Raw genomic sequence first — 24,780 nt, forward strand, 5'->3', positions numbered from 1 at the left:
GTTCGGATGGGCGCCAGTGTAGCGAATTCAGCGCACGCGAGCGCGCGACCAGTTGGCGACTTCCTCGGCCATCAATGGCTGCGCCGCCAATGGGCCCTGGATAAACGTGCACCCATTGGCCTTGAGCCATTGAGCTTGTTCTTGGGTTTCTACGCCTTCGGCGATCACCAGTACATCGAAATGCCCGCATAGCTCGATAATGCTACGGGCCATCACCGCGTCCCGTGCGGAGCCCGGCAGGCGCGCGACCAATTGCGGGTCGAGCTTGAGGGTGTCGAACGCTAAATCGCGAAGATGCGCCAGGGAACAGTTGCCTAAACCAAAATCGTCCAGCGCAGTGCGCACACCGAGCTGGCGCAGCAACTTCAGTTGCTTGGTCGACTCTTCCAGGTTACTCATCAGGCTGTCTTCACTGATTTCCACCTCCAGCTGGCGCCCCTGCAACCCATGTCGTTCGAGTACCTGCTGCAGTTGGGTCGCCAGGTTGGGCATATTGAACTGGTTACTGCTCAGGCTCACGCTCAGCACCAGCTCATTATCAAAGCTGGCCTGCCATGCCTGAAGCTGGGCGGCGACCTGCTGGTAAATCCAGGCGCTCAGTTGGCTGATCAACCGCGCTTCTTCCAGCAATGGCAAGAACAACCCAGGCGGCACATCGCCAACACTCGGATGCTGCCAGCGCAACAGTGCTTCGACACCGCGCAAACGCCCGTCATCCAGGGACACCTGAGGCTGATACACCAAGATGAAATCCTTGTTGTGTATCGCCGTGCGCACGCTGTCTTCCAGCATCAGGCGCGAACGGGCGCGGCCATTCATTTCCTGGTCGTAATAGCGATATTGCTGACGGCCCGCACGCTTGGCCTCGTACATGGCGATGTCGGCGGCGCGCAGCAGGCCATTCAAGTCCGAGCCGCAATCCGGAAAAGTGGCGATACCAATACTGACGCCGAGCATCACTTCCAGGCCGTCCACCTGATGGCAGATCGACACGCGCTCGATCAGTTTTTCCGCAATCTTCGCCGCCTGTTCTGGGAATTCCAGCTCCAGCAGCGCGGTAAATTCATCGCCGCCCATGCGCCCGAGAATGTCGTAGGAGCGCAGGCAACCTTGCAATTGCTCCGACACCCAACGCAGTACCCGGTCGCCTGCGTCATGCCCAAGGGAGTCGTTGACGCGTTTGAAGCCATCCAGGTCCAGGTACAGCAACACCAGGGCCTGGTCAGTTCGCTCGCTGCGCAGCAGGGTGTTCTCCACTGCCTGGTGGAAACCGCGCCGGTTCAGCAGCCCGGTCAACGGATCCGTAACTGCCTGGAACTCCAGTTGCTGATGCAGGTGGCGCACCTCGGACATGTCCAGCACCGTCACTACCATCGCCTTCTGCTCGGCGGGCAACGGCGCGCAAGACAACGCCACCGGCACCTGCTGGCCACGATTGGTACGCAGGAGCGCATCGTGCAGGCGCCAAGTGTCACTCTGGCGGTAAGCGGCATACATCAGCGAGTCCGGCCAGGTCTGAACATGAGGCTTTTGCAGGAACCCCAGGAATTCCTGGCCCTGCAGTTCGTCCATCGTGGCATTGAGCAAACGTGATATCGCCGGGTTGGCGTACTCGATCACGCCCTCCTCACTCACCACTAGGATGCCTTCAGCGGCGTTGTCCAACACCGAGGCATTAAAGGCGCGAGCGGACTCCAAATCATGACTCAGGCGCTGCAAGGCCCGGCGATTGCGCTGATGCTCCAGTAACGCCTGGACCTTGGGCTTGAGGATGTGCGGGTCAAAGGGTTTGAACAGGTAATCGATGGCGCCGATGGCGTAGCCTTCCTGCACGGCGGCAGGCGACTGGACGTTGGCGCTGAGGAAGATGATCGGCGTCATCCGCGTACGTTGGCTGCCGCGCATCAGGCGGGCCACTTCAAAGCCATCCATGCCGGGCATCATCACATCCAGCAACACCAGGTCGACTTCGTGCGCCAGCAACAACTCCAAGGCCTCTACGCCGGAGCTCGCAGTGACGACCTTCCAATCGTCACGCTGTAAAAGTGCACGCATGCTGATCAGGTTTTCCGGATAGTCATCGACCACCAAGAGAACCGAACTGCCATCGCCGTGGTGTGGAGCGCATTCCATGCTACGAATCTTCCTTAGGAGCTGCTCCGGTCACTTCTGGGAAAAAACCCGGACAAACAATGAGGCCTCACTCTATCCCCGGTTCCGAAAAATCAGAAGTAACCGCAGTGCCATCATTGCGTCAAAGTTCAGGAAGCCGACTAACGGTCAGTGCCTGGAGGCCACGGCCCATGGGAAACATGGCTTTTTGGCATTCCCCTGGCGCCAATAATTTGCCAGCGTTTAATTAACAAGCGGGTGGCGACCGCCTATAAAGAACCTGTCTGGCCCAAGGGCCATAGCCTACACCCCTCTGTAAAAAGGCCTACGCCCATGATTGACCTTTCCACCTGGAACCTGAGCATCCCCGTCGGCTCCCCGCCCGCGACCATCGACACCCCCAAGCTGATGAGCGGCTTCAAAGACCAATACTTCCAGGCCGAAGGCAGCAACGTGCAATTCTGGACCCCCGTCACCGGCACCCGCACGGAAAACGCCGTGTACCCACGCAGCGAACTGCGCGAAACCTACGCCGACGGGCGTCTGCGCAACTGGACCTACCCGGATGCCGACAACTTTTTGCGTGCCACCCTGACGGTCAACCAAGTGCCCTCCACCGGCAAGGTCGTGATTGGGCAGATCCACGCCTATGACAGCCAGAAACCGTTGATCAAGCTGGAGTACCAATTCAAGGAGAAGACCCAGGCCGGCAACATCGTCGCCAAGGTGCGCATGCGCCCGGATGACGGTGAAGGTCGGGTGATTACCGTCGCGTCGAATGTGCCGCTGGAGAAGAGCTTTACCTATGTGATCAATCTCAACAAAGCCGGGCTGCTCAGTGTGTATGCGGCGGATGGAGAGTGGAATGAACGCATTGGTGCGGCGTGGGGGTCAAAGCCGTTGTACTTCAAGGCCGGGGCGTACGTACAGGACAACAGTGGGAATACCAAGGAAGGCGCGCGGGTGACGTTTGCTAAATTGGATATTGATCACGAGTAAGCATCGACTCCTGTCTTGCAGGCCTAGTCCTAACGAGCCCACAGATCATTCGCACGCTTGAATACGCCAATGATCCGTGTGGGAGCCGAACTTTGGCGAGCGCGACCTGAACAACGTAGCCAATACGGCGCGGATTCTGGTGCAGGACGTGAGTGATGCGTTTCGCGTAATCGAATACCGTGGTTTTGATAAGCCCACCGCAGCCTGATCAAATTCCAGGCAAAAAGAAGCCCGCATCACTGCGGGCTTCCTTTTAAACGCCTAGGCTCAATTCACCTTAGCGTTCAACTCACCTTTCAGGTAACGCTGATACATCGCCTCCAACGAAACCGGCTTAATCTTCGAAGCATTCCCCGCCGTGCCAAACGCTTCATAACGCGCGATACACACATCACGCATAGCGGTCACGGTGGCACCGAAGAACTTACGCGGGTCGAACTCGCTTGGGTTGGTGGCCATCAGGCGACGCATCGCACCGGTGGACGCCAGGCGCAGGTCGGTGTCGATGTTGACCTTGCGCACGCCGTACTTGATGCCTTCGACGATCTCTTCAACCGGTACGCCGTAGGTTTCTTTGATGTCGCCGCCGTACTGGTTGATGATCGCCAGCCACTCTTGCGGCACCGAAGAAGAACCGTGCATCACCAGGTGGGTGTTGGGGATGCGTTTGTGGATTTCCTTGATGCGGTCGATGGCCAGCACGTCGCCAGTGGGCGGCTTGGTGAACTTGTAGGCGCCGTGGCTGGTGCCGATGGCGATGGCCAGGGCATCAACTTGGGTCTTCTTGACGAAGTCGGCGGCTTCTTCCGGGTCGGTCAGCATTTGGCTGTGATCCAGCACGCCTTCGGCGCCGATGCCGTCTTCTTCGCCGGCCATGCCGGTTTCAAGCGAACCCAGGCAGCCCAACTCGCCTTCAACCGACACGCCGCAGGCGTGAGCCATGGCGACGGTTTGTTGGGTAACGCGTACGTTGTACTCGTAGTCGGTTGGGGTCTTGCCGTCTTCGCCGAGGGAGCCGTCCATCATCACCGAGCTGAAGCCCAGTTGGATGGAGCGCTGGCACACGTCAGGGCTGGTGCCGTGGTCCTGGTGCATGCACACCGGGATGTGCGGGAATTCTTCGATCGCGGCGAGGATCAGGTGACGCAGGAACGGTGCACCGGCGTATTTGCGCGCACCGGCCGAAGCCTGGACGATCACGGGGGAGTCGGTCTTGTCAGCGGCTTCCATGATGGCGCGCATCTGCTCAAGGTTGTTGACGTTAAAGGCTGGGACGCCGTAGCCGAACTCGGCTGCGTGGTCCAGCATTTGACGCATGCTGATAAGTGCCATTGTGTTGTCTCTCCCGGTCGAGGGTCGTTAATCGTGCAAGCCTGCCGTAGCGGCGGCTGCTATTCAAGTTATTGCGGGTCAGGGTTTGCATGCCTGGCCTGCTGAATCGTTATTGCAGTGTCCGGTTCGCAACTTATGTCACTGTGGAACCGGATTAATGTGCGAGCTGGCTTGCCTGCGATAGCGGTGTATCAGTCAATATTTTTTTTGCTGACCCTCCGCCATCGCGGGCAAGCCCGCTCCCACAGTTGGATCTCATCAAATTTGAGACCTTATTGGGCTTTGCAACCGCGCCCGATCAAATCATCAGTCGCGACCCAGTAAACCAGGCCTTCCTCACCCTTTGTGTGAGAACGCCAATTGGTCGTTGGCATACAACACGCCCGAGGCGGCAACGTCCTGTTTGAGGCGGTAGACCTGATCAGAACCGCCGAGGCGTACATCCACCTCACTGCGGGCCTGGTTGGCAAAGCGCCAGTTGACCTCGGCCTTGCTGTCGCAGGTCCAGGTGGTCCACTTATCGGCCGTTTCTGCCTTGTTGAAAATATTCATGCTGCTGCAGCCGGCCAACAGGGCCAGGGCTGCCAGGGCGAAAACACCTTTCATTGCCAATCCTCACACGGGGGCCTTGGGCCACCGATGCAGTCGGTTAGTTGATCAGACCCGTCAAGGGCAACCCTGTTCCTGACCGTTGGGCGCGGAGTCGTATTGCTCCAGCCGCTCGTTGCCAAGGCGCTTGTTAATCACCGGCATGGTCTCGGCTTGCCAGTCAGCCTGGTAGCAGCTTTTTTTCGGCTGCGCTCCCGGCTTTCCAGGCTCAGGCGCAGCGCTTGGCGTGCTACCGCAGCCGGCCAGCAGGCCCGCTGCGATCACCAATGCCAACGACTTGATCATGGGAATACTCCTTTTCCGGATCACGCGCCTTAACCTTTGGCTCGGGTTTCCAGCACTTCAACGGCAGGCAGCACTTTGCCTTCGACGAATTCAAGGAATGCGCCGCCACCGGTAGAAATGTAGGAGATCTGGTCAGCAACGCCATATTTATCGATGGCGGCCAGGGTGTCGCCGCCGCCGGCGATGGAAAATGCCGAGCTTTCGGCAATCGCCTTGGCCAGCACTTTGGTGCCGTTGCCGAACTGGTCGAATTCGAACACGCCAACCGGCCCGTTCCACAGGATGGTTTGGGAGGCTTTCAGCAATTCGGCGAAGTTGGCGGCGGTTTGCGGGCCGATATCCAGGATCATATCGTCGTCAGCCACGTCGGCGATGAGCTTGACGGTGGCTTCGGCGCTTTCAGCAAACTCCTTGGCAACCACCACGTCGACCGGCAATGGCACGCTGACTTTGGCGGCAATGGCGCGGGCGGTGTCGAGCAGGTCCGGTTCGTACAGGGACTTGCCCACCGGATGACCGGCGGCAGCCAGGAAGGTGTTGGCAATGCCGCCGCCGACGATCAGTTGGTTGCAGATCTGGCTCAGGCTGTTGAGCACGTCCAGTTTGGTGGACACCTTGGAGCCGGCAACGATGGCAGCCATCGGTTGCGCCGGAGCCCCCAGCGCCTTGCCCAGTGCATCCAGTTCAGCGGCCAGCAACGGGCCAGCAGCGGCGACCTTGGCGAACTTGGCCACGCCGTGGGTCGAGCCTTCGGCGCGGTGGGCAGTGCCGAACGCGTCCATCACGAACACGTCGCACAGCGCAGCGTATTGCTGGGCCAGTTCGTCGCTGTTCTTTTTCTCGCCTTTGTTGAAGCGCACGTTTTCGAACAGCACGATGTCGCCGGCTTTAACGTCGACGCCACCCAGGTAGTCAGCCACCAGCGGTACGTCGCGGCCCAGGGCTTTGCTCAGGTAATCGGCGACAGGCTTGAGGCTGTTTTCCGCGCTGAACTCACCTTCGGTCGGGCGACCCAGGTGGGAGCAAACCATCACGGCCGCGCCTTTTTCCAGGGCCAGCTTGATGGTCGGCAGCGAGGCCAGGATTCGCGCATCGCTGGTGACAACACCGTCCTTGACTGGGACGTTGAGGTCTTCGCGGATCAGTACGCGCTTACCTTGCAGATCGAGGTCGGTCATCTTCAACACGGTCATGGGTCGCAGTTCCTGAATTACTGTTGAGGTTGTTTAGAGGCAATGTGCAGATAATGTTCCGCAACATCCAGCATTCGGTTGGCAAAGCCCCATTCGTTGTCGAACCAGGCCAGGATGTTCACCAGCCTCGGGCCGGAAACGCGGGTCTGGCTGGCATCGACAATCGCCGAATGCGGGTCATGGTTGAAATCACAACTGGCGTGGGGCAACTCGGTGTAGGCCAGCAAACCTTTGAGCGGACCGCTGGTGGCGGCGTCGCGCAGGATTCGGTTGACCTCCGTCGCATCGGTGTCGCTGACGGTCTGCATCGTGATATCCAGACAGGACACGTTCACCGTCGGCACCCGTACGGCTTTGGCCTGGATTCGCCCGGCAAGTTCCGGCAGCAGTCGCTCGATGCCACGCGCCAGGCCTGTAGACACCGGAATCACTGACTGGAACGCAGAACGCGTGCGGCGCAAGTCTTCGTGGTGATAGGCGTCGATCACCGGCTGGTCGTTCATCGCCGAGTGAATCGTGGTGATCGACACGTAATCCAGGCCAATCGCCTGATCCAGCAGGCGCAACAGCGGCACGCTGCAGTTGGTGGTGCAGGAGGCGTTGGACACCAGCAACTCGGCGCCGGTCAGGCAATCCTGGTTGATGCCGTAGACGATGGTGGCATCCACGTCCGCCTCGCTGGCCATCGGCTGGGAAAACAGCACACGCGGTGCGCCGGCGTCGATAAAACGCTGGCCGTCGGCGCGGGTGTGATAGACACCGGAGCATTCCAGCACCAGGTCGACGCCCAGTGCTTTCCAGTCGATGCCTTCGGGGGTGGCACTGCGCAAGACTTGCACGCAGCTGCCATTAATATGGAGACAGTCGTCCTCAACCCGCACTTCGCCGGGGAACCGGCCGTGGGTGGAGTCAAAACGTGTCAGGTATTCGATGCTGGCCATGTCGGCCAGATCGTTGATCGCGACAATTTCAAACCCGGCTGCCGCCCCTCGCTCGAACAGCGCACGCAAGACGCAACGACCAATGCGGCCGTAGCCGTTGAGTGCAACTTTGTAGGGACGCGGTTGAGGCATGGGGTTCTCGATCAATGTGAGTTCGGTGTTGAATGTTCTGACGCCATCGCGGGCAAGCCCGCTCCCACATTAGACCGCGATCCAAATGTGGGAGCGGGCTTGCCCGCGATGGCGCCAGTACAGACAACGCAGACTGACTTAGTCTTCCAGCAGCTCTTCAGCCTGACCCAGGATGTTTTCCAGGGTAAAGCCAAACTCTTCGAACAATGCTGGCGCCGGCGCCGACTCACCGTAGGTGGTCATGCCGATCACGCGGCCTTCCAGGCCCACGTATTTGTACCAGTAGTCGGCGTGCGCCGCTTCGATAGCGATACGCGCGCTGACCTGCAACGGCAATACCGACTGCTTGTAGCCCGCGTCCTGGGCTTCGAACACGCTGGTGCACGGCATGGACACGACGCGTACGTTGCGGCCTTGCTCGGTCAGCTTGTCGTAGGCCTGAACGGTCAGGCCGACTTCGGAACCGGTGGAGATCAGGATCAGCTCCGGCTCGCCAATGCAGTCCTTGAGTACGTAGCCACCACGGCTGATGTCGGCGATCTGCGCATCGGTACGCACTTGGTGTTGCAGGTTCTGACGCGAGAAGATCAGCGCCGAAGGGCCGTCCTTACGCTCGATCGCGTGCTTCCAGGCCACCGCGGATTCGACGGCGTCGGCTGGGCGCCAGCAATCCAGGTTCGGCGTGGTGCGCAGGCTGGTCAGTTGCTCGACCGGCTGGTGCGTCGGGCCATCTTCGCCCAGGCCGATGGAGTCGTGAGTGTACACATGGATCACACGCTTCTTCATCAGCGCCGCCATACGTACGGCGTTGCGCGCATATTCCATGAACATCAGGAAAGTCGCGCCGTAAGGCACCAGGCCGCCGTGCAGGGACACGCCGTTCATGATGGCGCTCATGCCGAACTCACGTACGCCGTAGTACATGTAGTTGCCGCTGGCGTCTTCAGCCGAAACACCTTTGCAGCCTTTCCACAGGGTCAGGTTGGAACCGGCCAGGTCGGCGGAACCGCCGAGGAACTCAGGCAGCAGCGGGCCAAAGGCGTTCAGGGTGTTCTGGCTGGCTTTACGGCTGGCGATGGTCTCGCCCTTGGCCGCGACTTCGGCGATGTAGGCCGAGGCTTTTTCCGAGAAGTCGGCAGGCAAGTCACCGGCCAGGCGACGTACCAGTTCGTTGGCCAGCTCCGGGAATTCGGCAGAGTAGGCAGCGAAACGCTGGTCCCACTCGGCTTCGGCGGCCAGGCCTTTTTCCTTGGCGTCCCACTCGGCATAGATGTCGGCCGGGATGTCGAACGGGCCGTGGTTCCACTTCAGCGCTTCACGGGTCAGGGCGATTTCCGCGTCACCCAGTGGGGCGCCGTGGCAGTCTTCTTTACCTTGCTTGTTCGGCGAACCGAAACCGATGGTGGTCTTGCAGCAGATCAGGGTCGGCTGCGCGCTCTTGCGGGCGGTGTCGATGGCGATCTTGATCTCTTCCGGATCGTGGCCGTCGACGTTGCGGATCACCTGCCAGTTGTAGGCTTCGAAACGCTTAGGGGTGTCATCGGTGAACCAGCCTTCGACTTCGCCGTCGATGGAGATGCCGTTGTCATCGTAGAAAGCGATCAGTTTGCCCAGGCCCAGGGTGCCGGCCAGGGACGCGACTTCGTGGGAAATGCCTTCCATCATGCAGCCATCACCCAGGAACACGTAGGTGTGGTGGTCAACGATGTCGTGACCAGGGCGGTTGAATTGTGCGCCCAAGACTTTCTCAGCCAGCGCGAAGCCAACGGCATTGGCCAGGCCTTGGCCCAGGGGACCGGTGGTGGTCTCGACGCCTGGGGTGTAGCCGAATTCCGGGTGGCCCGGGGTGCGGCTGTGCAGCTGGCGGAAGCTTTTCAGATCGTCGATGGTGACGTCATAGCCAGTCAGGTGCAGCAGCGAGTAGATCAGCATCGAACCATGGCCGTTGGACAGCACGAAGCGGTCACGGTCGGCGAACGACGGGTTGCTCGGGTTGTGTTTCAGGTAGTCACGCCAAAGTACCTCGGCGATATCCGCCATGCCCATCGGGGCACCGGGATGGCCGCTGTTGGCTTTTTGCACGGCATCCATGCTGAGGGCACGAATGGCGTTGGCACGCTCACGACGGCTGGGCATCGCTGATCTCCTGAGGTTTGAATATAAAGAAACGGAAAAAAGGACCGGCATTTTCCCTCAGCCACCGCTTGCGGGCAATGACAGATACTCACTTGGGCGGTTTTTCCTGTGCTTTGGGCGCCAATCCCTTGCATAAACCTTTAACCGGTTCGTCTAAAGGTTATAGGGGCTGCTTGTAACCACCACTTATCGACCAATATCAAAACTTTTTGATATTGGACTTGCGGGGTTATCCACCCATCACTAGACTGCTGGCCTTATGAATCTACCCATGCCCTCACTGCGCCCCGACGACGGCGATGAACTGGCAGCCTTGTGCAAGGCCGCCGGCGATCCGCTGCGTTTGAACGTATTGCGCGCGCTGGCCAACGATTCCTTCGGCGTACTGGAACTGGCGCAGATCTTCGCCATTGGCCAGTCCGGCATGAGTCACCACTTGAAGGTATTGGCCCAGGCCGACCTGGTGGCCACCCGCCGTGAAGGTAATGCGATTTTCTACCGCCGCGCCCTGCCCCACACCGAACTGCTCGGTGGCAAGCTGCATGCCGCCCTACTTGAAGAAGTGGACGGCCTGCTGCTGCCGGGGGATGTGCAGTCCCGCATCGGCCAGGTCCACGGGCAGCGGGCTGCCGCGAGCCAGGATTTTTTCGCACGGGTTGCCGACAAGTTTCGCGCCCAGCAAGACCTGATTGCCGGCCTTGCCCAATATCGCGACAGCGTACTGGCGCTGCTCGACAAGCTGAGCTTCAGTGATGAGGCCACGGCACTCGAAGTCGGCCCAGGCGATGGCGGTTTCCTGCCGGAACTGGCTCGGCGTTTTCACCAGGTCACGGCGCTGGACAACAGCCCGGCGATGCTCGAACTGGCGCGCCAGCTCTGCGAGCGCGAGGCACTGGGCAATGTGCGCCTGCAACTGGCTGATGCATTGAATAGCACAGCGATTAAAGCCGACTGCGTGGTGTTGAACATGGTCTTGCACCATTTCGCCGCCCCCGCCGACGCGCTCAAACAAATGGCCGGGTTGCTGCACCCCGGCGGTAGCCTGTTGGTTACGGATTTATGCAGCCACAACCAGAATTGGGCCAGGGAGGCCTGCGGTGATCTCTGGTTGGGTTTTGAACAGGACGATCTGGCCCGTTGGGCCACCGCTGCGGGACTCGTTCCCGGGGAAAGCCTCTATGTAGGTTTACGTAATGGTTTCCAGATCCAGGTCCGCCATTTTCAGCGGCCGGCTGGCGACACTCACCATCGGTAAAATCAGGAAAACATCGAGATGAGCGAATACTCCCTTTTCACCTCCGAGTCCGTGTCTGAAGGGCATCCGGACAAAATCGCCGACCAGATTTCTGACGCGGTGCTGGACGCCATCATTGCTGAAGACAAGTTCGCCCGTGTGGCGTGCGAGACTCTGGTGAAAACCGGTGTAGCGATCATCGCTGGCGAAGTGACCACCACTGCCTGGGTTGACCTTGAGCAGATCGTTCGTGACGTGATCACCGACATCGGCTACAACAGCTCCGACGTCGGCTTCGACGGCGCGACCTGCGGCGTGATGAACATCATCGGCAAGCAATCCCCGGACATCAACCAGGGTGTCGACCGCGCCAAGCCGGAAGACCAGGGCGCAGGCGACCAGGGCCTGATGTTCGGTTACGCCAGCAACGAAACCGACGTGCTGATGCCAGCACCGATCACCTTCTCGCACCAACTGGTGCAGCGCCAGGCCGAAGCCCGTAAATCCGGCCTGTTGCCGTGGTTGCGTCCGGATGCCAAGTCCCAGGTGACCTGCCGTTATGAAGGCGGCAAAGTCGTCGGTATCGACGCTGTGGTTCTGTCGACCCAGCACAACCCGGACGTGTCCTATGCCGACCTGCGCGAAGGCGTGATGGAGCTGATCGTCAAGCACGTGCTGCCTGCCGAACTGCTGAGCAAGGACACCCAGTTCCACATCAACCCGACTGGCCAGTTCATCATCGGCGGCCCGGTAGGCGACTGCGGCTTGACCGGTCGCAAGATCATCGTCGACAGCTACGGCGGCATGGCCCGTCACGGCGGTGGCGCGTTCTCGGGTAAAGACCCTTCCAAAGTTGACCGTTCGGCCGCCTACGCCGGCCGTTACGTGGCCAAGAACATCGTCGCAGCCGGCCTGGCCGAGCGTTGCGAGATTCAGGTTTCCTACGCCATCGGCGTGGCCCAGCCTACGTCGATCTCGCTGAATACCTTCGGCACCGGCAAGATCGGCGATGACAAGATCGTGAAACTGGTGCGTGAGATCTTCGACCTGCGCCCTTACGCGATCACCACCATGCTCGACCTGCTGCACCCGATGTACCAGGAAACCGCAGCCTATGGCCACTTCGGTCGTACCCCTGCGCAGAAGACTGTCGGCGACGACACCTTCACCACCTTCACCTGGGAAAAAACCGACCGCGCCAACGACCTGCGGACTGCCGCCGGCCTGTAATCGCTCCTGGTACACAAAAGCCCTGCCGGGTTCGCCTGGCGGGGCTTTTTATTGCACGGCAATTCGCGCGACGACCTTCACATTTTTTGGATCCAAACCTTGCAGGCACAATGATGGCGCTCTAGAATCCGCGCCCTCTCGGGCCCTCTACCTTATTTGGATATTGCCCTGCGCCAGCCCGGGATAGACACGTGCGCAGGCAATCGAACATTGAGGTTTTTCATGCGCATCTCCACGCTCGCCCCTGCCGCCCTGCTGCTCAGCCTGTTCGCCCTGCCGGTAAACGCCGCCGACCTGAGCGCACTGAGTGGCGCCCTGGGCGCCCAACTGGGTGGCGGCAATTCCGGCGACTGCCAGAAGCAATCTGCAGACCTGCAAACCAAGATCGATGTCGCCGAAGCCCAAAAGGACAAGCTGAAAGTGAAGGCTTTCAAAGCCGCGCAGGACCAGATCAACAAAGGTTGCAACAAACTCTCTGAAGCCCAGGCCAAAGCCGACGCCAAGCAGCAAAACCAGGAGGCCAAGGCCGATAAGCCCGACGCAGTGAAAGCCCTGGGCGGTCTGTTCAAGTAAATAGAAACACCCAGTAAAAAGCCTCGCACTGTCGGGGCTTTTTTGTGCCCGCGAGGATCATTTAGGCTGGGCACCCTTTCCGAGCAAGGATGCTCATGATGCGTTCATTGTTTGCCCTTTTACTCAGCGCATTACCCTTCTGGGTGTGGGCCGAAGGCTGCCCGGACGAAGCCCGCTCGCAGGTCGGCACCCTGGCCGAACAGATCCGCCAGTGGGATGACAGCTACCACCGGCTTGGCCAATCCCCGGTCGGCGATGAACTCTACGACCAGGCGCGCCAGCGCTTGGCCCACTGGCGTCGGTGCTTTCCCGAACCCACTGCGACGCCCAACAACCCTCTCGCGAGTTCACGCGGAACCCTGCCTCACCCCGTTGCCCACACCGGCCTGGAGAAACTGCTGGATGAACAGGCAGTCGGTATCTGGCTGGGTACACGCGAGGATGTCTGGATTCAACCCAAGGTAGACGGTGTGGCAGTGACTGTGGTGTATCGCCAGGGGCGCCTGAGTCAAGTCATCAGCCGAGGCGATGGCGTCAAGGGCCACGACTGGTCTGCCTCCGCGCGAAAAATCCCCAGCATTGTCCAGCAATTGCCAGAGCCTATCGACGTGGTGCTGCAAGGCGAACTCTATTGGCACCTCGACGACCATGTGCAATCGGCAAGCGGAGGGCTTAATGCCCGCAGCAAGGTGGCCGGGCTGATGAACCGCAAACAATTAAGCGACACCGACGCCGCCGGCATTGGTCTGTTCGTCTGGGCCTGGCCCGAGGGGCCGGCAGGGTTCACCGAGCGCCTGGCCACGCTGGCAAGTTGGGGTTTCACCGATAGCCGGCGATACAGCCAGCCCATCCGCGACATCAACGAAGCCACGCACTGGCGTGCCTATTGGTACAACCACCCTCTACCGTTCGCCAGCGATGGCGTGGTGTTGCACCAGGCGCAGCGCGCACCCGCCGATCGCTGGCAGGTCAGCGCGCCCTACTGGGCGGTTGCCTGGAAGTACCCGGCGGCCAAGGCCTTGGCGCTGGTGCGTAACGTGCAATTCAAGATCGGCCGCACCGGGCGCGTGACCCCCATGCTGGAGTTGGAACCGGTGCGATTGGATGACCGGCAGATCAGCCGGGTGAGCGCGGGCTCATTGAGGCGCTGGCAAGCGCTGGATATCCGCCCCGGTGACCAGGTTTCCATCAGCCTGGCGGGCCAAGTCATTCCTCGGTTGGATGAGGTCATTCTGCGCAACACCACAAGGGCGGAGCTGCCAGTGCCCAACCCAGGAAAATTCCACGCGTTGAGCTGCTGGCAACTGGACCCCGGTTGTGAAGAACAATTGCTGGCACGCCTTACCTGGCTGAGCGGCAACGAGGGCCTCGCTTTGCCACACATAGGCCGCGAGACCTGGAACGTATTAATCCAGGCCGGTCTAATCGCAGGCTTTCTCGATTGGTTGACCCTGGATGCGGCAGAGCTTGCTAACATTGATGGCTTCGGTGATCGCAGCCGCGCGCGCGTCCTCGAAAGCCTTCACAGCGCGCGGCAACGGCCCTTCGCACAATGGCTCAAAGCCTTGGGGGTACCGCCTGCGGCACGTAACAACCTGGAAGGCGACTGGCAGACGCTGGTCGCCAGAGATACCCAAGCCTGGCTGGCCATCGAGGGCATCGGCCCGGGCCGCGCAGCGCAATTGAGCGCCTTTTTCCGCGACCCGCAAGTACAGGCCTTGGCAGACACATTACGCGCGGCCGGCATCGACGGGTTTTAGACCCCAGCCGGCCACCAGATTGCGACCTTGGAGCCCCACATGAAATTTCTAGCACCGCTTGCCCTATTGACCGTCGCAAGCTTCATGACCACTCCGCTGCTGGCTGCGGAGGACGTACCGCAGCTCACCGGCTGCGCCGCCAAGCGCCAAGCCATCAGCACCCAGATCGAACAGGCCAAGGCCCACGGCAACAGTGCGCAACAAGCCGGCCTGGAAAAAGCCCTGAGCGAAGTCACCGCCAACTGCACCGACGCATCCCTGAAGAAGGAGCGGGAAAACAAGGTGCTCGACGCCAAGCATGAGGTCAGCCGCCGTCAGGCCGATCTGGACAAGGCCATGAAAAAAGGCGACGCGGACAAGATCAACAAACGTAAGGACAAGCTCGCCGAGTCCCGCAAGGAACTGCAGGATGCCGTGGAGGAGCTCGACCAGTAAAACCGATCAGTGGTCGCGGAACTGCTTATGGCAGGCGCTGCAGGCATCTTCAACTTTTTGCACCGCTGGCCCCAGGTTGCTCGCCTTGTAAGGCTGCACTTGGCTGGCGGTCACCAATTCACCGGTGGCCGCCTCAAGGTCGCGGGCCAATTGCTGGAATTGCGCCTGTTTCTGCCAGACATCGTCCTTGGCGCTGGTGTGATCTTCTTCGCGCACGCTTGGAAAATGCTTCCACGGCTCGTGGGACAACGCATCCAGTTTGACCGCACCTTCGGCAAATTTCGCGCCGTCGAACGGGAGGCGTCCACGCAACATGCCGCCCAGGTCTTCGCCGGTCTTGAGCATCTGCTTGAAGATCGCCTTGCGTTGGCCCAGCGGCGAATTCGGATCAACGCCGCCACAGGCGGACAGTGTCAGGCAGGCCAGCAGTACAAAGGTCAGTCTTTTAAAAGTCATGGTGGCTTCGAGGTCACGGGAAACGGCGGCCAGTATCCTCGCCCCGCCCGCAAAGACCAATAGCCCTATTATTAATAAGGGTTGCCAAAAAGCGCTGCGACGTGGGCAATCGCTTCAGGAATTATTTGTATGAATGTCAGCTTGAAACCCTGGAGCCGCCGCCTGGCGTGGGCTCTACCGATGATCGCGCTACTGGCCGGCTGCGACGCGGGCAAAGAAACAGCCAAGGATGAAACGTCCAAGCCTCACGCCGTCGCCACCTATGTCAGTGCGCCGTGGGAAGCCTTGCCAGCAGTGTCCGACAGCGACCTGCTGGCCGGCTTCGAATCCTGGCGCAGCGCCTGCCAACGCCTCAAGGCCGACCCGGTATGGGGCGCGACCTGTGCGGCAGCCGCCACGGTCCCGAGCAACGCAGTGGCAGTGCGCGGTTTTCTAAAAGAGCGCCTGGATGTGTTCGGCCTGCGCTCGGCCGACAACACCCCGAACGGTTTGATAACCGGCTACTACGAACCGGTCTACCCCGGCAGCCTGACCAAGACCGCCAAAGCCAACGTGCCTGTGTACGGCGTGCCAGACGACCTGATCATCGTCAACCTGGAAAGCATCTACCCCGAGCTCAAGGGCAAGCGTCTGCGGGGTCGCCTGGAAGGTCGCGTACTCAAGCCCTATGACGATGCCAGCGCCATCAACGGCCAGGGTTCAACCGCCAAACCGATTGCCTGGCTGACAGACCCGATGGACCTGCAATTCCTGCAAATCCAGGGCTCGGGCCGGATTCAACTGGCGGGCGGGCGCCAACTTCGTGTCGGTTACGGCGACCAGAATGGCTACCCTTACCGCCCGATCGGTCGCTGGCTGGTGGAGCAAGGCGAGTTGAAGAAAGAAGACGTGACCATGGGTGCCATCAGCGCCTGGGCCAAGGCGCATCCGCAGCGTATTCCGGAACTGCTGGCGAGTAACCCGAGCTATGTGTTCTTCAGCGCCCGCCCCGATAGCAACGAAGGCCCGCGCGGCTCCTTGAACGTGCCGCTGACCCCTGGCTACAGCGTAGCGGTGGATCGCAAGGTGATTCCGTTGGGCAGTCTGTTGTGGCTGTCGACCACCAAGCCGGATGGCTCGCCGATCACGAGACCCGTGGCCGCACAGGACACCGGCGGAGCAATCACCGGTGAAGTGCGCGCGGACCTGTTCTGGGGCACCGGCGATGCAGCCGGTGAACTGGCGGGCAATATGAAACAGCAGGGCCAGATCTGGATGCTGTGGCCCAAGGGCGCAGCGTTGCCGCAAGTGCCGGATGCACCTGTCGGAAGCTGACAGACACTGAAGATCAAATGTGGGAGCGGCGGTGCGACTTGCTCGCTCCCACAGGAGGATTCGCGTCAACCGTTAGATCGAGACAAAGAAGAAGCTCGCAATCAACGCCATGCCCACCGCCCACACCACCGAGCGCAGCATCGCCCAGTCCGCCAGGTAGCAAATGATGTACAACAAGCGGCTGGTGATAAACAGCACGGCCAGCACGTTAATGGTCACCAATTCAGCCGTACCGGCCAGGTGCGCGACGATAACCGCCGCCGCAAATGCCGGGGTGACTTCAAAGCTGTTGAGTTGTGCACTGTGGGCTCGCTTGGCAGCCCCGTCGAGCGTCTCGAGGAATGCACGCGGGTCGTGGTTGTGGCGCGGCCGAAACTTTCCGCCGCTGAACTTGGCCACGCCGGTACACAGGTAAGGCAGAAAAATTGCGATCAACACACACCAGAAAGCGACCGTCATGACTCATTCCTTTTTTAGTTTTAAACAGCGATTAGAGTTTTAGCACTAAAAACACCAGGCCGCACCCTACCGCTATGAACCGTAGCGTGTGGAAAGGTTCTATGGCCTTTTACCTCGCAGTTTGCAACATCCCGCCGTCGCGGCGGTCCATCCCCTCACCCACGTTTCCCCCTCAACTTCCAAGGACCCCGGATGCTTGAACTTGTCGCCGCCTTCATTTGCCTCACCAGCCTGCTCACCTATGTGAACTTCCGATTTATCGGCCTGCCGCCCACCATCGGCGTGATGGTCACGGCCCTGATATTTTCCCTGTTCTTGCAAGGCTTGAGCCTGCTCGGCTACCCAGGACTGGAAGAGCGCATCCAGCAGTTGATCGGCCAGATCGACTTTGGCGATTTGCTGATGAACTGGATGCTCTCATTCTTGCTGTTCGCCGGCGCGTTGCACGTCAACCTGAACGACCTACGCAGTTACCGCTGGCCCATCGGCCTGCTGGCGACCTTTGGCGTATTGATCGCCACCGCGGTGATCGGCAGCCTGGCGTATTACATTTTTGCCCTGTTCGGCTGGCACGTCAGTTTCCTCTACTGCCTGCTGTTCGGCGCACTGATCTCGCCCACCGACCCGATTGCGGTGCTCGGTGTGTTGCGTACCGCCAATGCCTCAAAACCGTTGAAAACCACCATCGTCGGCGAATCATTATTCAACGACGGCACTGCAGTGGTGGTCTTCACCGTGCTATTGGGCATCGCACAGCTGGGCGAAACGCCGACCGTGGGCGCCACCGCGATGCTCTTCGCCCATGAAGCCATTGGCGGCGTGGTGTTCGGTGGCCTCATCGGCTACCTGGTGTACCTGATGATCAAGAGCATCGAGCAACACCAGATTGAGGTAATGCTGACACTCGCCCTGGTGATCGGCGGCTCAGCGATGGCCACCGAGCTACACGTCTCCGCTCCAATTGCGATGGTGGTAGCCGGCCTGATCATCGGCAACCTGGGCCGCCAGTTGGCGATGAACGACATGACCCGCCGCTACCTCGACGGTTTCTGGGAATTGCTCGATGACATGCTCAACGCCCTGCTGTTCGCCTTGATCGGCATGGAGCTGCTGTTGCTGCCCTTCAACTGGCTGCACGTGTTCGCTGCCAGTTTGCTGGCGGTGGCAATCCTGTTGTCACGCCTGTTGACCGTGGCCCCGGCGATCCTGTTGCTGCGGCGCTGGCGCACGGTGCCACGCGGCACCATCCGCATCCTCACCTGGGGTGGTTTGCGCGGCGGAGTTTCCGTGGCACTGGCATTGGCCTTGCCGCTGGGCCCGGAGCGCGACCTGCTGCTGAGCATCACCTACATCGTGGTGCTGTCATCAATCCTGTTGCAGGGTTTGAGCATCGGCAAGCTGGTCAAGCGCGTAACCCGGGACGAGCCCCAGGCTACGCCTGACGCTCACTGATCCTTGTTGATCTGCTGCGGATGCCTAGGGTCCGCAGCTTTCTTGCCCGGCAGGCTGCCTTCGCTGCGAATCTGCGCATGACTGATCAGCGCAAAGATAAAGCTGCCACCAATGATGTTGCCGGCCAGGGTCGGCCCGGCAAACACCAACCAGAAATCCTTCCACGGCAACTCGCCTGCAAATACCAGATACGAGACCTCTGCCGAACCCACGACGATGTGAGTGAAGTCCCCCAGCGCCATGAGATAGGTGATCAGGATAATGATGAACATCTTGGCGCTTTCCATGGAGGGGATCATCCAGACCATGGTGGCGATCATCCAGCCGGAAATGATGCCCTTGGCAAACATCTGGCCGGCATCGTTTTCCATGATCTTGCGCCCAATGTCGAGGAAGGCCATGTCGGTCTTGGTGTCAAAGATCGGCAGGTGCAACATCACGTAAGCCACCAGCAAAGTGCCACACAGGTTGCCCACCAGCACCACGGTCCATAACCGTAACAGGCGTCCCGCGTTGCCGAGGGTGGGCTTGCTCATCACGGGCAGCACGGCGGTCAGCGTGTTTTCGGTGAACAGTTGCTGGCGCGCCAAAATGACCGCCAGGAAGCCCGCGCAGTAGCCGAAGCTGGCAATAACCTTGAATCCTTCGCCGTCCGGCAGGCGCGAATTGAGTAGCCCCATCGCCATCAATGAAAGGCCCATGGTCAGGCCAGCAGCCAACGCCGACCACCACAACGCAGCCACATTACGCTCCAGCTCCTGGTCGCCCTGAGTGCGGATGATTTCATGCAGCACCGCCGCACGGGGCGGCTGGTTTTTGTCGACGTCCTGCTGCTCTTCCTGCGACAGATTAGCGGTTTTGCCTGATTCGTCAGTGGCCATGATTATCCAGAGTCCAAGGGGTGCCTGTAGCTACGACACGCCGCCACAGTGGCTGTTCAGTGGCCAAGCAACTAAACCTGCACACGCCAGGCCTTGGCCATCTCCACAGTGGTCGAACTGGACGCCTTGTCCCAGGGTTTGTTACGCGCTTTGTAGCCGTCACTGAGGGTATCGAGCACCCGGTTGAATTCGGCGGGCGTGTCTGCCCGCGCCAGGTCTTGAGCTGTGCGGTACAACAGCTCCACGTTGGACTCGGGTTGGCCCGGCCGAAACAACGAGGGATAAATGACTTCCCGTGTGAAGTTCTCAGCCTTCATCGCTATATCACGCAGTTTCATCTCGGCGACAGCGCCGCCGATGACGTTGGACATCGGCACCGCATCGCTTGCGATCTGCCTGGCCGCCACTTGCAGCAACTGCTGGAAATTGCGCTGGCCTGCAACATTGAGGCGCCGCGCCAACCAATCGATCTGCTCAGGCCGTTGGGCGAGGGCATCCAGATTACGCAATGCCGTTGATATTTTCGGCGTGAACACCAACACGACCTGTGACTGATTGGCCTCGCCAATCGCGTCATCCAGGGTTTTCAACACCTGCTGCGCGCTCTTTCGAAACATGAGGACATCAGCAGCGGCCGGGTCCTTGTGCAGTGTCGGTTGCACACTGGCGAGCATTTCATCATCCATGGCCAGCACTGCCTCATCCAGCGAATGGAACGCGTGATGCTCAAGTGCCGTCGTGCGACGTTCCAAATGTGCCCCCACCGCTTGACGCGCCTTTGCCTGCAGGTGTTGCTTCTGTTCATCCAGCATAGTGAAGTTGACCGTGCCCGTGAGCAGGCCACGAAAGTCACCTTTTTCGGTCTTGAGGGGCAATGTCACAATCTGATCGGCAAACGCTTCGAGCTTTTTGTCTTGAAAGGCGCCAGCGGCCGAATGCGCAACGCCTGTAATGCGGTCGGCCACACGGCTGAAAAAACTGCCACTGCGCACTGGCGCATCAGTGATGCCAGCCTCGAACTTGACGATCAACGATTCAGATTTGTTCAAGGGGCTATCAGGAAATAACCGTTCCACCACGCCTGGCGCCGGGGTATTGAGCAGCAAGCCGCCGTCTTTGAACGCGGTGGTTTCAGCTGACGCCTGGAAACCATGACCTTGCTCCACCGGGTTCTTGAACAGCACCGGCAGCGCACCCGAAATATGCGCCGCCCTGGCGATGTCCATCTGCGGGGTCAGACTGGCATTGAACATCACCAGCTGCGGGCGGCCGCCAAACATGCCGGTACCGGTGATATTGAGTTGCTTGATCGCCGGAATATGCCGGCTCAACACCTCGAGATCACCAAACGTGGGAGCGCCACCGGCACTCAGTTTGTCAGCAATGTCGATGACTTCGGCGGGCCGGGTTTCCCGAGGGGTTTGCGCGATGTGGCCAAGAATCGACTCGCGCGTCTCTTTGCGGATCAATTCTTCCAGGGGCAAGGCTTCAGTCTGGAAGCGGGGCAGCAAGGTCATCAACAACTGAGAAACAGTGCCGACGGAGCCGGGCAAGTGGCCAGCGAGTTTGCCAAGTGTCGTACTGACCTCCTGCATCCAGGCTGTCACGGCACCTTTGCTGTTCAACAGGCTTGGCAAATTGATGCTGTCCGACAACCTGTCGAACGCCGCAGCCCCCATTCCGCTAGCAATCAGCGCCGCTGAAATCGCACCGGCAGATGAGCCGGAGGTCGATTGGATACCTTGCAGCTGTCCGACGTCCTCAAGTGCCTGCACCACCCCCGAAAAAGCGATGCCCTTGGCCCCACCACCACTGAGCACCAAGCTCGTGACGGGCGGTGCCGATAAAATCACCTCTACCCGTCCCTGGTTATCACGCAGGAGCGTCAGGTTGCGCTCGCCAACGCCCTCCACCAGAGGCGTCTTCTCAGCTTGATGGGGCGGGAAATGACCCTCTTCACCCAATGAGGGATGAATCTGCGCAATCGAATTAAACACTTTCATCCACGGGCTCTCTCTACAGGGTGTGGTCCTGAGTGATGAGCGCGCCGCGCAACGATCCATGCGGAATGATTTGGTAAAGCAAATCAAACCGCGGCGTGGTTATTCGGGAAGGCTGTCGTCCTGAAACTGATCCTTCACGTATTTGATCTCGGTGCGGCCGTGAGGTGCAGGCAACCCATCTTCACCGAGGTTGACGAAGACCATTTTCTCGACCGTCAGGATGCTTTTGCGGGTGATCTTGTTGCGCACTTCACAGGTCAGGGTGATGGAGGTGCGGCCGAACTCGGTGGCGGTGATGCCCAGTTCAATAATGTCGCCCTGGCGCGAGGCGCTGACGAAGTTGATTTCGGAGATGTACTTGGTCACGACGCGCTGATTGCCCAATTGCACAATGGCGTAGATCGCCGCTTCTTCGTCGATCCAGCGCAGCAGGCTGCCGCCGAACAGGGTGCCGTTGGGGTTGAGGTCTTCGGGTTTTACCCATTTGCGGGTGTGGAAGTTCATGGTCACTCCAAAGCGTGTTGCGAAATGATGGGCAACATCATGGCAGAGCCCGCCCCCAAGCTCTATGAGCCATTGCCTATCAACCCCATGAGCGATCTTCATATGGCCGACAGAAAGGCTTGGGAAGTCTGGCGCACACAGCTATAATCGCCTCCGTTTCAAAACGGTCATCTCTGGTTGATACCGTTCTCCCGCCACCTGTCCGAGGGGCGCTGCAGCAGGTTCAACCTGTCAGGCTCGGATGGGGCGTTGTCCGGCCTGGTTTATTCGGCCTGATACTAAACGCACAACGGCGCCCATTCGCACACTACGAATGGAGGCTCTTCATGAGCGCTGTCAACACGCCTGCAGATTTCACCGACTACAAAGTCGCCGACATGTCCCTCGCCGCCTGGGGCCGTCGCGAAACCTTTATCGCCGAATCCGAAATGCCTGCCCTGATGGGCCTGCGTCGCAAGTACGCCGCTGAGCAACCGCTCAAAGGCGCGAAGATCCTCGGCTGCATCCACATGACCATTCAGACTGCCGTGCTGATCGAAACCCTGGTAGCCCTGGGTGCCGAAGTGCGTTGGTCGTCCTGCAACATTTTCTCGACTCAAGACCAGGCCGCTGCCGCTATCGCTGCTGCCGGTATCGCGGTTTACGCCTGGAAAGGCGAGACCGAAGAAGAGTACGAGTGGTGCCTGGAGCAAACCATCCTCAAAGATGGCGCGCCTTGGGATGCCAACATGATCCTCGACGACGGCGGCGACCTGACCGAGCTGCTGCACAAGAAGTACCCGCAGATCCTCGACCGCGTCCACGGCGTGACCGAAGAAACCACCACCGGCGTACACCGCCTGCTGGACATGCTGGCCAAGGGCGAGCTGAAAATCCCTGCCATCAACGTCAACGACTCGGTGACCAAGAGCAAGAACGACAACAAGTACGGCTGCCGTCACAGCCTGAACGATGCCATCAAGCGCGGCACTGACCACCTGCTGTCGGGTAAGCAAGCCCTGGTGATCGGCTACGGTGACGTGGGCAAAGGTTCGTCCCAGTCCCTGCGCCAGGAAGGCATGATCGTTAAAGTCTCCGAAGTTGACCCGATCTGCGCCATGCAAGCCTGCATGGACGGCTTCGAAGTGGTTTCGCCGTTCATCGATGGCGTCAATGACGGCACCGAAGCAAGCATCGACAAAGCCCTGCTGGGCAAAATCGACCTGATCGTGACCACCACCGGCAACGTGAATGTTTGCGACGCAAACATGCTCAAAGCCCTGAAGAAGCGCGCCGTTGTCTGCAACATCGGTCACTTCGACAACGAGATCGACACTGCTTTCATGCGCAAGAACTGGGCATGGGAAGAAGTGAAGCCGCAGGTGCACAAGGTTCACCGTACCGGCGCTGGTGATTTCGACCCGCAGAACGATGACTACCTGATCCTGCTGGCCGAAGGCCGTTTGGTTAACCTGGGTAACGCCACCGGCCACCCAAGCCGCATCATGGACGGCTCGTTCGCCAACCAGGTACTGGCGCAGATCTTCCTGTTCGGCCAGAAGTACGCCGACCTGTCGCCAGCCCAGAAAGCCGAGCGCCTGACCGTGGAAGTACTGCCGAAGAAACTCGACGAAGAAGTGGCCCTGGAAATGGTCCGTGGCTTCGGCGGCGTAGTGACTCAACTGACCAAGACCCAGGCCGATTACATCGGCGTGACCGTTGAAGGTCCGTTCAAGCCGCACGCTTACCGCTACTGAGTCACAGCCCCCTGCTTTGCTGGGGGCGGGCTTGTTGTGGCGAGGGAGCTTGCTCCCTCGCCACACCAAGCTCGCTCCTACAGGGGGGGGCACCGTCGGCCTTCTGAGTTTCAAAGGGTATTACCATGTCCCAAGACCGTCGCTACAGCTTCGAGTTCTTCCCGACCAAGACCGATGCTGGGCATGAAAAACTGATGGCGACTGCTACGCAGCTGGCCAGCTACAACCCCGACTTCTTTTCCTGCACCTACGGCGCCGGTGGCTCGACCCGTGATCGCACGATCAACACCGTGTTGCAGCTGGAAAGCCAAGTCAAAGTTCCCGCCGCGCCGCACTTGTCGTGCGTGGGCGACAGCAAGAGCGACCTGCGCGGCCTGCTGACCCAATACAAGGCAGCCGGCATCAAGCGCATCGTTGCCCTGCGTGGCGACCTGCCGTCCGGCATGGGCATGGCCAGCGGTGAGCTGCGCTACGCCAATGACCTGGTGAGCTTCATTCGTGAAGAAACCGGCGATCACTTCCATGTCGAAGTGGCGGCTTATCCGGAGATGCACCCGCAGGCACGCAATTTCGAAGACGATCTGCAAAACTTCGTCCGTAAAGCGAACGCCGGTGCCAATAGCGCAATCACCCAGTACTTCTTCAACGCCGACAGCTACTTCTACTTCGTCGAGCGGGTACAGGCCATGGGTGTGAACATCCCGATCGTGCCGGGCATCATGCCGATCACCAACTACAGCAAGCTGGCGCGCTTCTCTGACGCCTGCGGTGCCGAGATTCCACGCTGGGTGCGCAAACAACTGGAAGCCTATGGCGACGACGTCAAGAGCATCCAGGCGTTCGGCGAACAGGTCATCACCAATATGTGTGAAGATTTGTTGCAAGGTGGCGCGCCAGGCTTGCACTTCTATACCCTTAACCAGGCTGAGCCGAGCCTTGCGATCTGGAACAACCTCAAGCTGCCGCGCTGAGGTCGTTTGAGTAGCATCCAGGCCCTCGTTCAT

General features: G+C 59.9%; 21 protein-coding genes, 2 pseudogenes and 1 riboswitch. Of the genes and pseudogenes, 11 read left to right on the forward strand and 12 right to left on the reverse strand.

The window, feature by feature from the left end; genetic code table 11:
• Nucleotides 1-27: 27 nt before the first annotated feature.
• The gene (locus AB4O35_RS03770) at nucleotides 28-2,133 is read right to left on the reverse strand and encodes a putative bifunctional diguanylate cyclase/phosphodiesterase (RefSeq protein ID WP_065871893.1); all 2,106 of its coding nucleotides are present in this window, start codon (nucleotides 2,131-2,133) and stop codon (nucleotides 28-30) included.
• 312 nt (nucleotides 2,134-2,445) lie between these two features.
• Between AB4O35_RS03770 and AB4O35_RS03775 the strand changes: the two genes are divergently transcribed.
• Nucleotides 2,446-3,111: a polysaccharide lyase family 7 protein gene (locus AB4O35_RS03775; protein WP_065871894.1), complete on the forward strand. Its 666-nt coding sequence runs from the start codon at nucleotides 2,446-2,448 to the stop codon at nucleotides 3,109-3,111.
• Nucleotides 3,112-3,196: 85 nt separating this feature from the next.
• Nucleotides 3,197-3,319: pseudogene (locus AB4O35_RS03780) on the forward strand (fructose-bisphosphate aldolase); the annotation flags it as partial.
• Between the two features lie 59 nt (nucleotides 3,320-3,378).
• Here the strand turns inward: AB4O35_RS03780 and fba are convergent.
• From fba to tkt, 6 genes and pseudogenes are all read right to left on the reverse strand, one after another.
• Nucleotides 3,379-4,443, reverse strand: coding sequence for a class II fructose-bisphosphate aldolase (fba, locus tag AB4O35_RS03785; protein ID WP_053128086.1), 1,065 nt, complete (start codon nucleotides 4,441-4,443; stop codon nucleotides 3,379-3,381).
• A gap of 272 nt (nucleotides 4,444-4,715) precedes the next feature.
• Nucleotides 4,716-5,049: pseudogene (locus AB4O35_RS03790) on the reverse strand (MliC family protein).
• Nucleotides 5,050-5,109: 60 nt separating this feature from the next.
• Nucleotides 5,110-5,337, reverse strand: a complete 228-nt coding sequence (locus tag AB4O35_RS03795; protein WP_065871896.1) for a hypothetical protein — start codon at nucleotides 5,335-5,337, stop codon at nucleotides 5,110-5,112.
• Nucleotides 5,338-5,366: 29 nt separating this feature from the next.
• Nucleotides 5,367-6,530, reverse strand: a complete 1,164-nt coding sequence (locus tag AB4O35_RS03800) for a phosphoglycerate kinase (protein ID WP_065871897.1) — start codon at nucleotides 6,528-6,530, stop codon at nucleotides 5,367-5,369.
• Between the two features lie 17 nt (nucleotides 6,531-6,547).
• Nucleotides 6,548-7,603 (reverse strand): erythrose-4-phosphate dehydrogenase, encoded by a 1,056-nt coding sequence (gene epd / locus AB4O35_RS03805; RefSeq protein WP_065871898.1) that lies wholly within the window; start codon nucleotides 7,601-7,603, stop codon nucleotides 6,548-6,550.
• Nucleotides 7,604-7,741: 138 nt separating this feature from the next.
• A complete protein-coding gene (gene tkt, locus AB4O35_RS03810; protein WP_065871899.1) occupies nucleotides 7,742-9,739 on the reverse strand; it encodes a transketolase in 1,998 nt (665 codons plus the stop codon).
• A 259-nt stretch (nucleotides 9,740-9,998) separates the two neighbouring features.
• On the opposite strand from tkt, the gene AB4O35_RS03815 reads away from it, so the two are divergent.
• From AB4O35_RS03815 to AB4O35_RS03835, 5 genes are all read left to right on the forward strand, one after another.
• Nucleotides 9,999-10,994 (forward strand): ArsR/SmtB family transcription factor, encoded by a 996-nt coding sequence (locus AB4O35_RS03815; protein ID WP_065945509.1) that lies wholly within the window; start codon nucleotides 9,999-10,001, stop codon nucleotides 10,992-10,994.
• A gap of 18 nt (nucleotides 10,995-11,012) precedes the next feature.
• Nucleotides 11,013-12,203, forward strand: coding sequence for a methionine adenosyltransferase (gene metK / locus AB4O35_RS03820; protein WP_049711157.1), 1,191 nt, complete (start codon nucleotides 11,013-11,015; stop codon nucleotides 12,201-12,203).
• A gap of 222 nt (nucleotides 12,204-12,425) precedes the next feature.
• Nucleotides 12,426-12,776 (forward strand): hypothetical protein, encoded by a 351-nt coding sequence (locus AB4O35_RS03825; RefSeq protein WP_065871901.1) that lies wholly within the window; start codon nucleotides 12,426-12,428, stop codon nucleotides 12,774-12,776.
• A gap of 95 nt (nucleotides 12,777-12,871) precedes the next feature.
• Nucleotides 12,872-14,536, forward strand: a complete 1,665-nt coding sequence (gene ligB / locus AB4O35_RS03830; RefSeq protein ID WP_065945510.1) for an NAD-dependent DNA ligase LigB — start codon at nucleotides 12,872-12,874, stop codon at nucleotides 14,534-14,536.
• Nucleotides 14,537-14,575: 39 nt separating this feature from the next.
• Nucleotides 14,576-14,971 carry a DUF1090 domain-containing protein gene (locus tag AB4O35_RS03835; protein WP_065871903.1) on the forward strand — a complete coding sequence of 132 codons (396 nt, stop codon included), beginning with the start codon at nucleotides 14,576-14,578 and terminating at the stop codon, nucleotides 14,969-14,971.
• 6 nt (nucleotides 14,972-14,977) lie between these two features.
• Here the strand turns inward: AB4O35_RS03835 and AB4O35_RS03840 are convergent, their stop codons facing one another.
• Nucleotides 14,978-15,427 (reverse strand): c-type cytochrome, encoded by a 450-nt coding sequence (locus tag AB4O35_RS03840; protein WP_065945511.1) that lies wholly within the window; start codon nucleotides 15,425-15,427, stop codon nucleotides 14,978-14,980.
• Nucleotides 15,428-15,556: 129 nt separating this feature from the next.
• Here AB4O35_RS03840 and mltA point away from each other — a divergent pair, with 129 nt between their 5' ends.
• Entirely contained in the window at nucleotides 15,557-16,741 is a 1,185-nt protein-coding gene (gene mltA, locus AB4O35_RS03845; protein WP_065871905.1) for a murein transglycosylase A, read from the forward strand.
• Between the two features lie 72 nt (nucleotides 16,742-16,813).
• Here the strand turns inward: mltA and AB4O35_RS03850 are convergent, their stop codons facing one another.
• Nucleotides 16,814-17,200, reverse strand: coding sequence for an MAPEG family protein (locus AB4O35_RS03850; RefSeq protein ID WP_065871906.1), 387 nt, complete (start codon nucleotides 17,198-17,200; stop codon nucleotides 16,814-16,816).
• Between the two features lie 192 nt (nucleotides 17,201-17,392).
• Between AB4O35_RS03850 and AB4O35_RS03855 the strand changes: the two genes are divergently transcribed.
• Complete coding sequence (locus tag AB4O35_RS03855; protein WP_065871907.1) at nucleotides 17,393-18,652, forward strand: cation:proton antiporter; 1,260 nt, start codon at nucleotides 17,393-17,395, stop codon at nucleotides 18,650-18,652.
• Here AB4O35_RS03855 and AB4O35_RS03860 read toward each other — a convergent pair.
• The 3 genes from AB4O35_RS03860 to AB4O35_RS03870 form a co-directional block, all read right to left on the reverse strand.
• Nucleotides 18,646-19,533, reverse strand: a complete 888-nt coding sequence (locus AB4O35_RS03860; RefSeq protein WP_065871908.1) for a formate/nitrite transporter family protein — start codon at nucleotides 19,531-19,533, stop codon at nucleotides 18,646-18,648. The genes AB4O35_RS03855 and AB4O35_RS03860 overlap by 7 nt on opposite strands.
• 71 nt (nucleotides 19,534-19,604) lie before the next feature.
• Nucleotides 19,605-21,536 (reverse strand): patatin-like phospholipase family protein, encoded by a 1,932-nt coding sequence (locus AB4O35_RS03865; protein ID WP_065871909.1) that lies wholly within the window; start codon nucleotides 21,534-21,536, stop codon nucleotides 19,605-19,607.
• Between the two features lie 99 nt (nucleotides 21,537-21,635).
• Nucleotides 21,636-22,040: an acyl-CoA thioesterase gene (locus AB4O35_RS03870; RefSeq protein ID WP_065871910.1), complete on the reverse strand. Its 405-nt coding sequence runs from the start codon at nucleotides 22,038-22,040 to the stop codon at nucleotides 21,636-21,638.
• Between the two features lie 198 nt (nucleotides 22,041-22,238).
• A riboswitch (S-adenosyl-L-homocysteine riboswitch) is annotated at nucleotides 22,239-22,345 on the forward strand.
• Between the two features lie 21 nt (nucleotides 22,346-22,366).
• Here AB4O35_RS03870 and ahcY point away from each other — a divergent pair.
• The gene (ahcY, locus tag AB4O35_RS03875; protein WP_049711147.1) at nucleotides 22,367-23,776 is read left to right on the forward strand and encodes an adenosylhomocysteinase; all 1,410 of its coding nucleotides are present in this window, start codon (nucleotides 22,367-22,369) and stop codon (nucleotides 23,774-23,776) included.
• 125 nt (nucleotides 23,777-23,901) lie between these two features.
• Nucleotides 23,902-24,747, forward strand: a complete 846-nt coding sequence (gene metF / locus AB4O35_RS03880; RefSeq protein ID WP_065871912.1) for a methylenetetrahydrofolate reductase [NAD(P)H] — start codon at nucleotides 23,902-23,904, stop codon at nucleotides 24,745-24,747.
• Nucleotides 24,748-24,780: the final 33 nt, after the last annotated feature.

This window comes from Pseudomonas sp. H1_A03 (genome assembly GCF_054685145.1).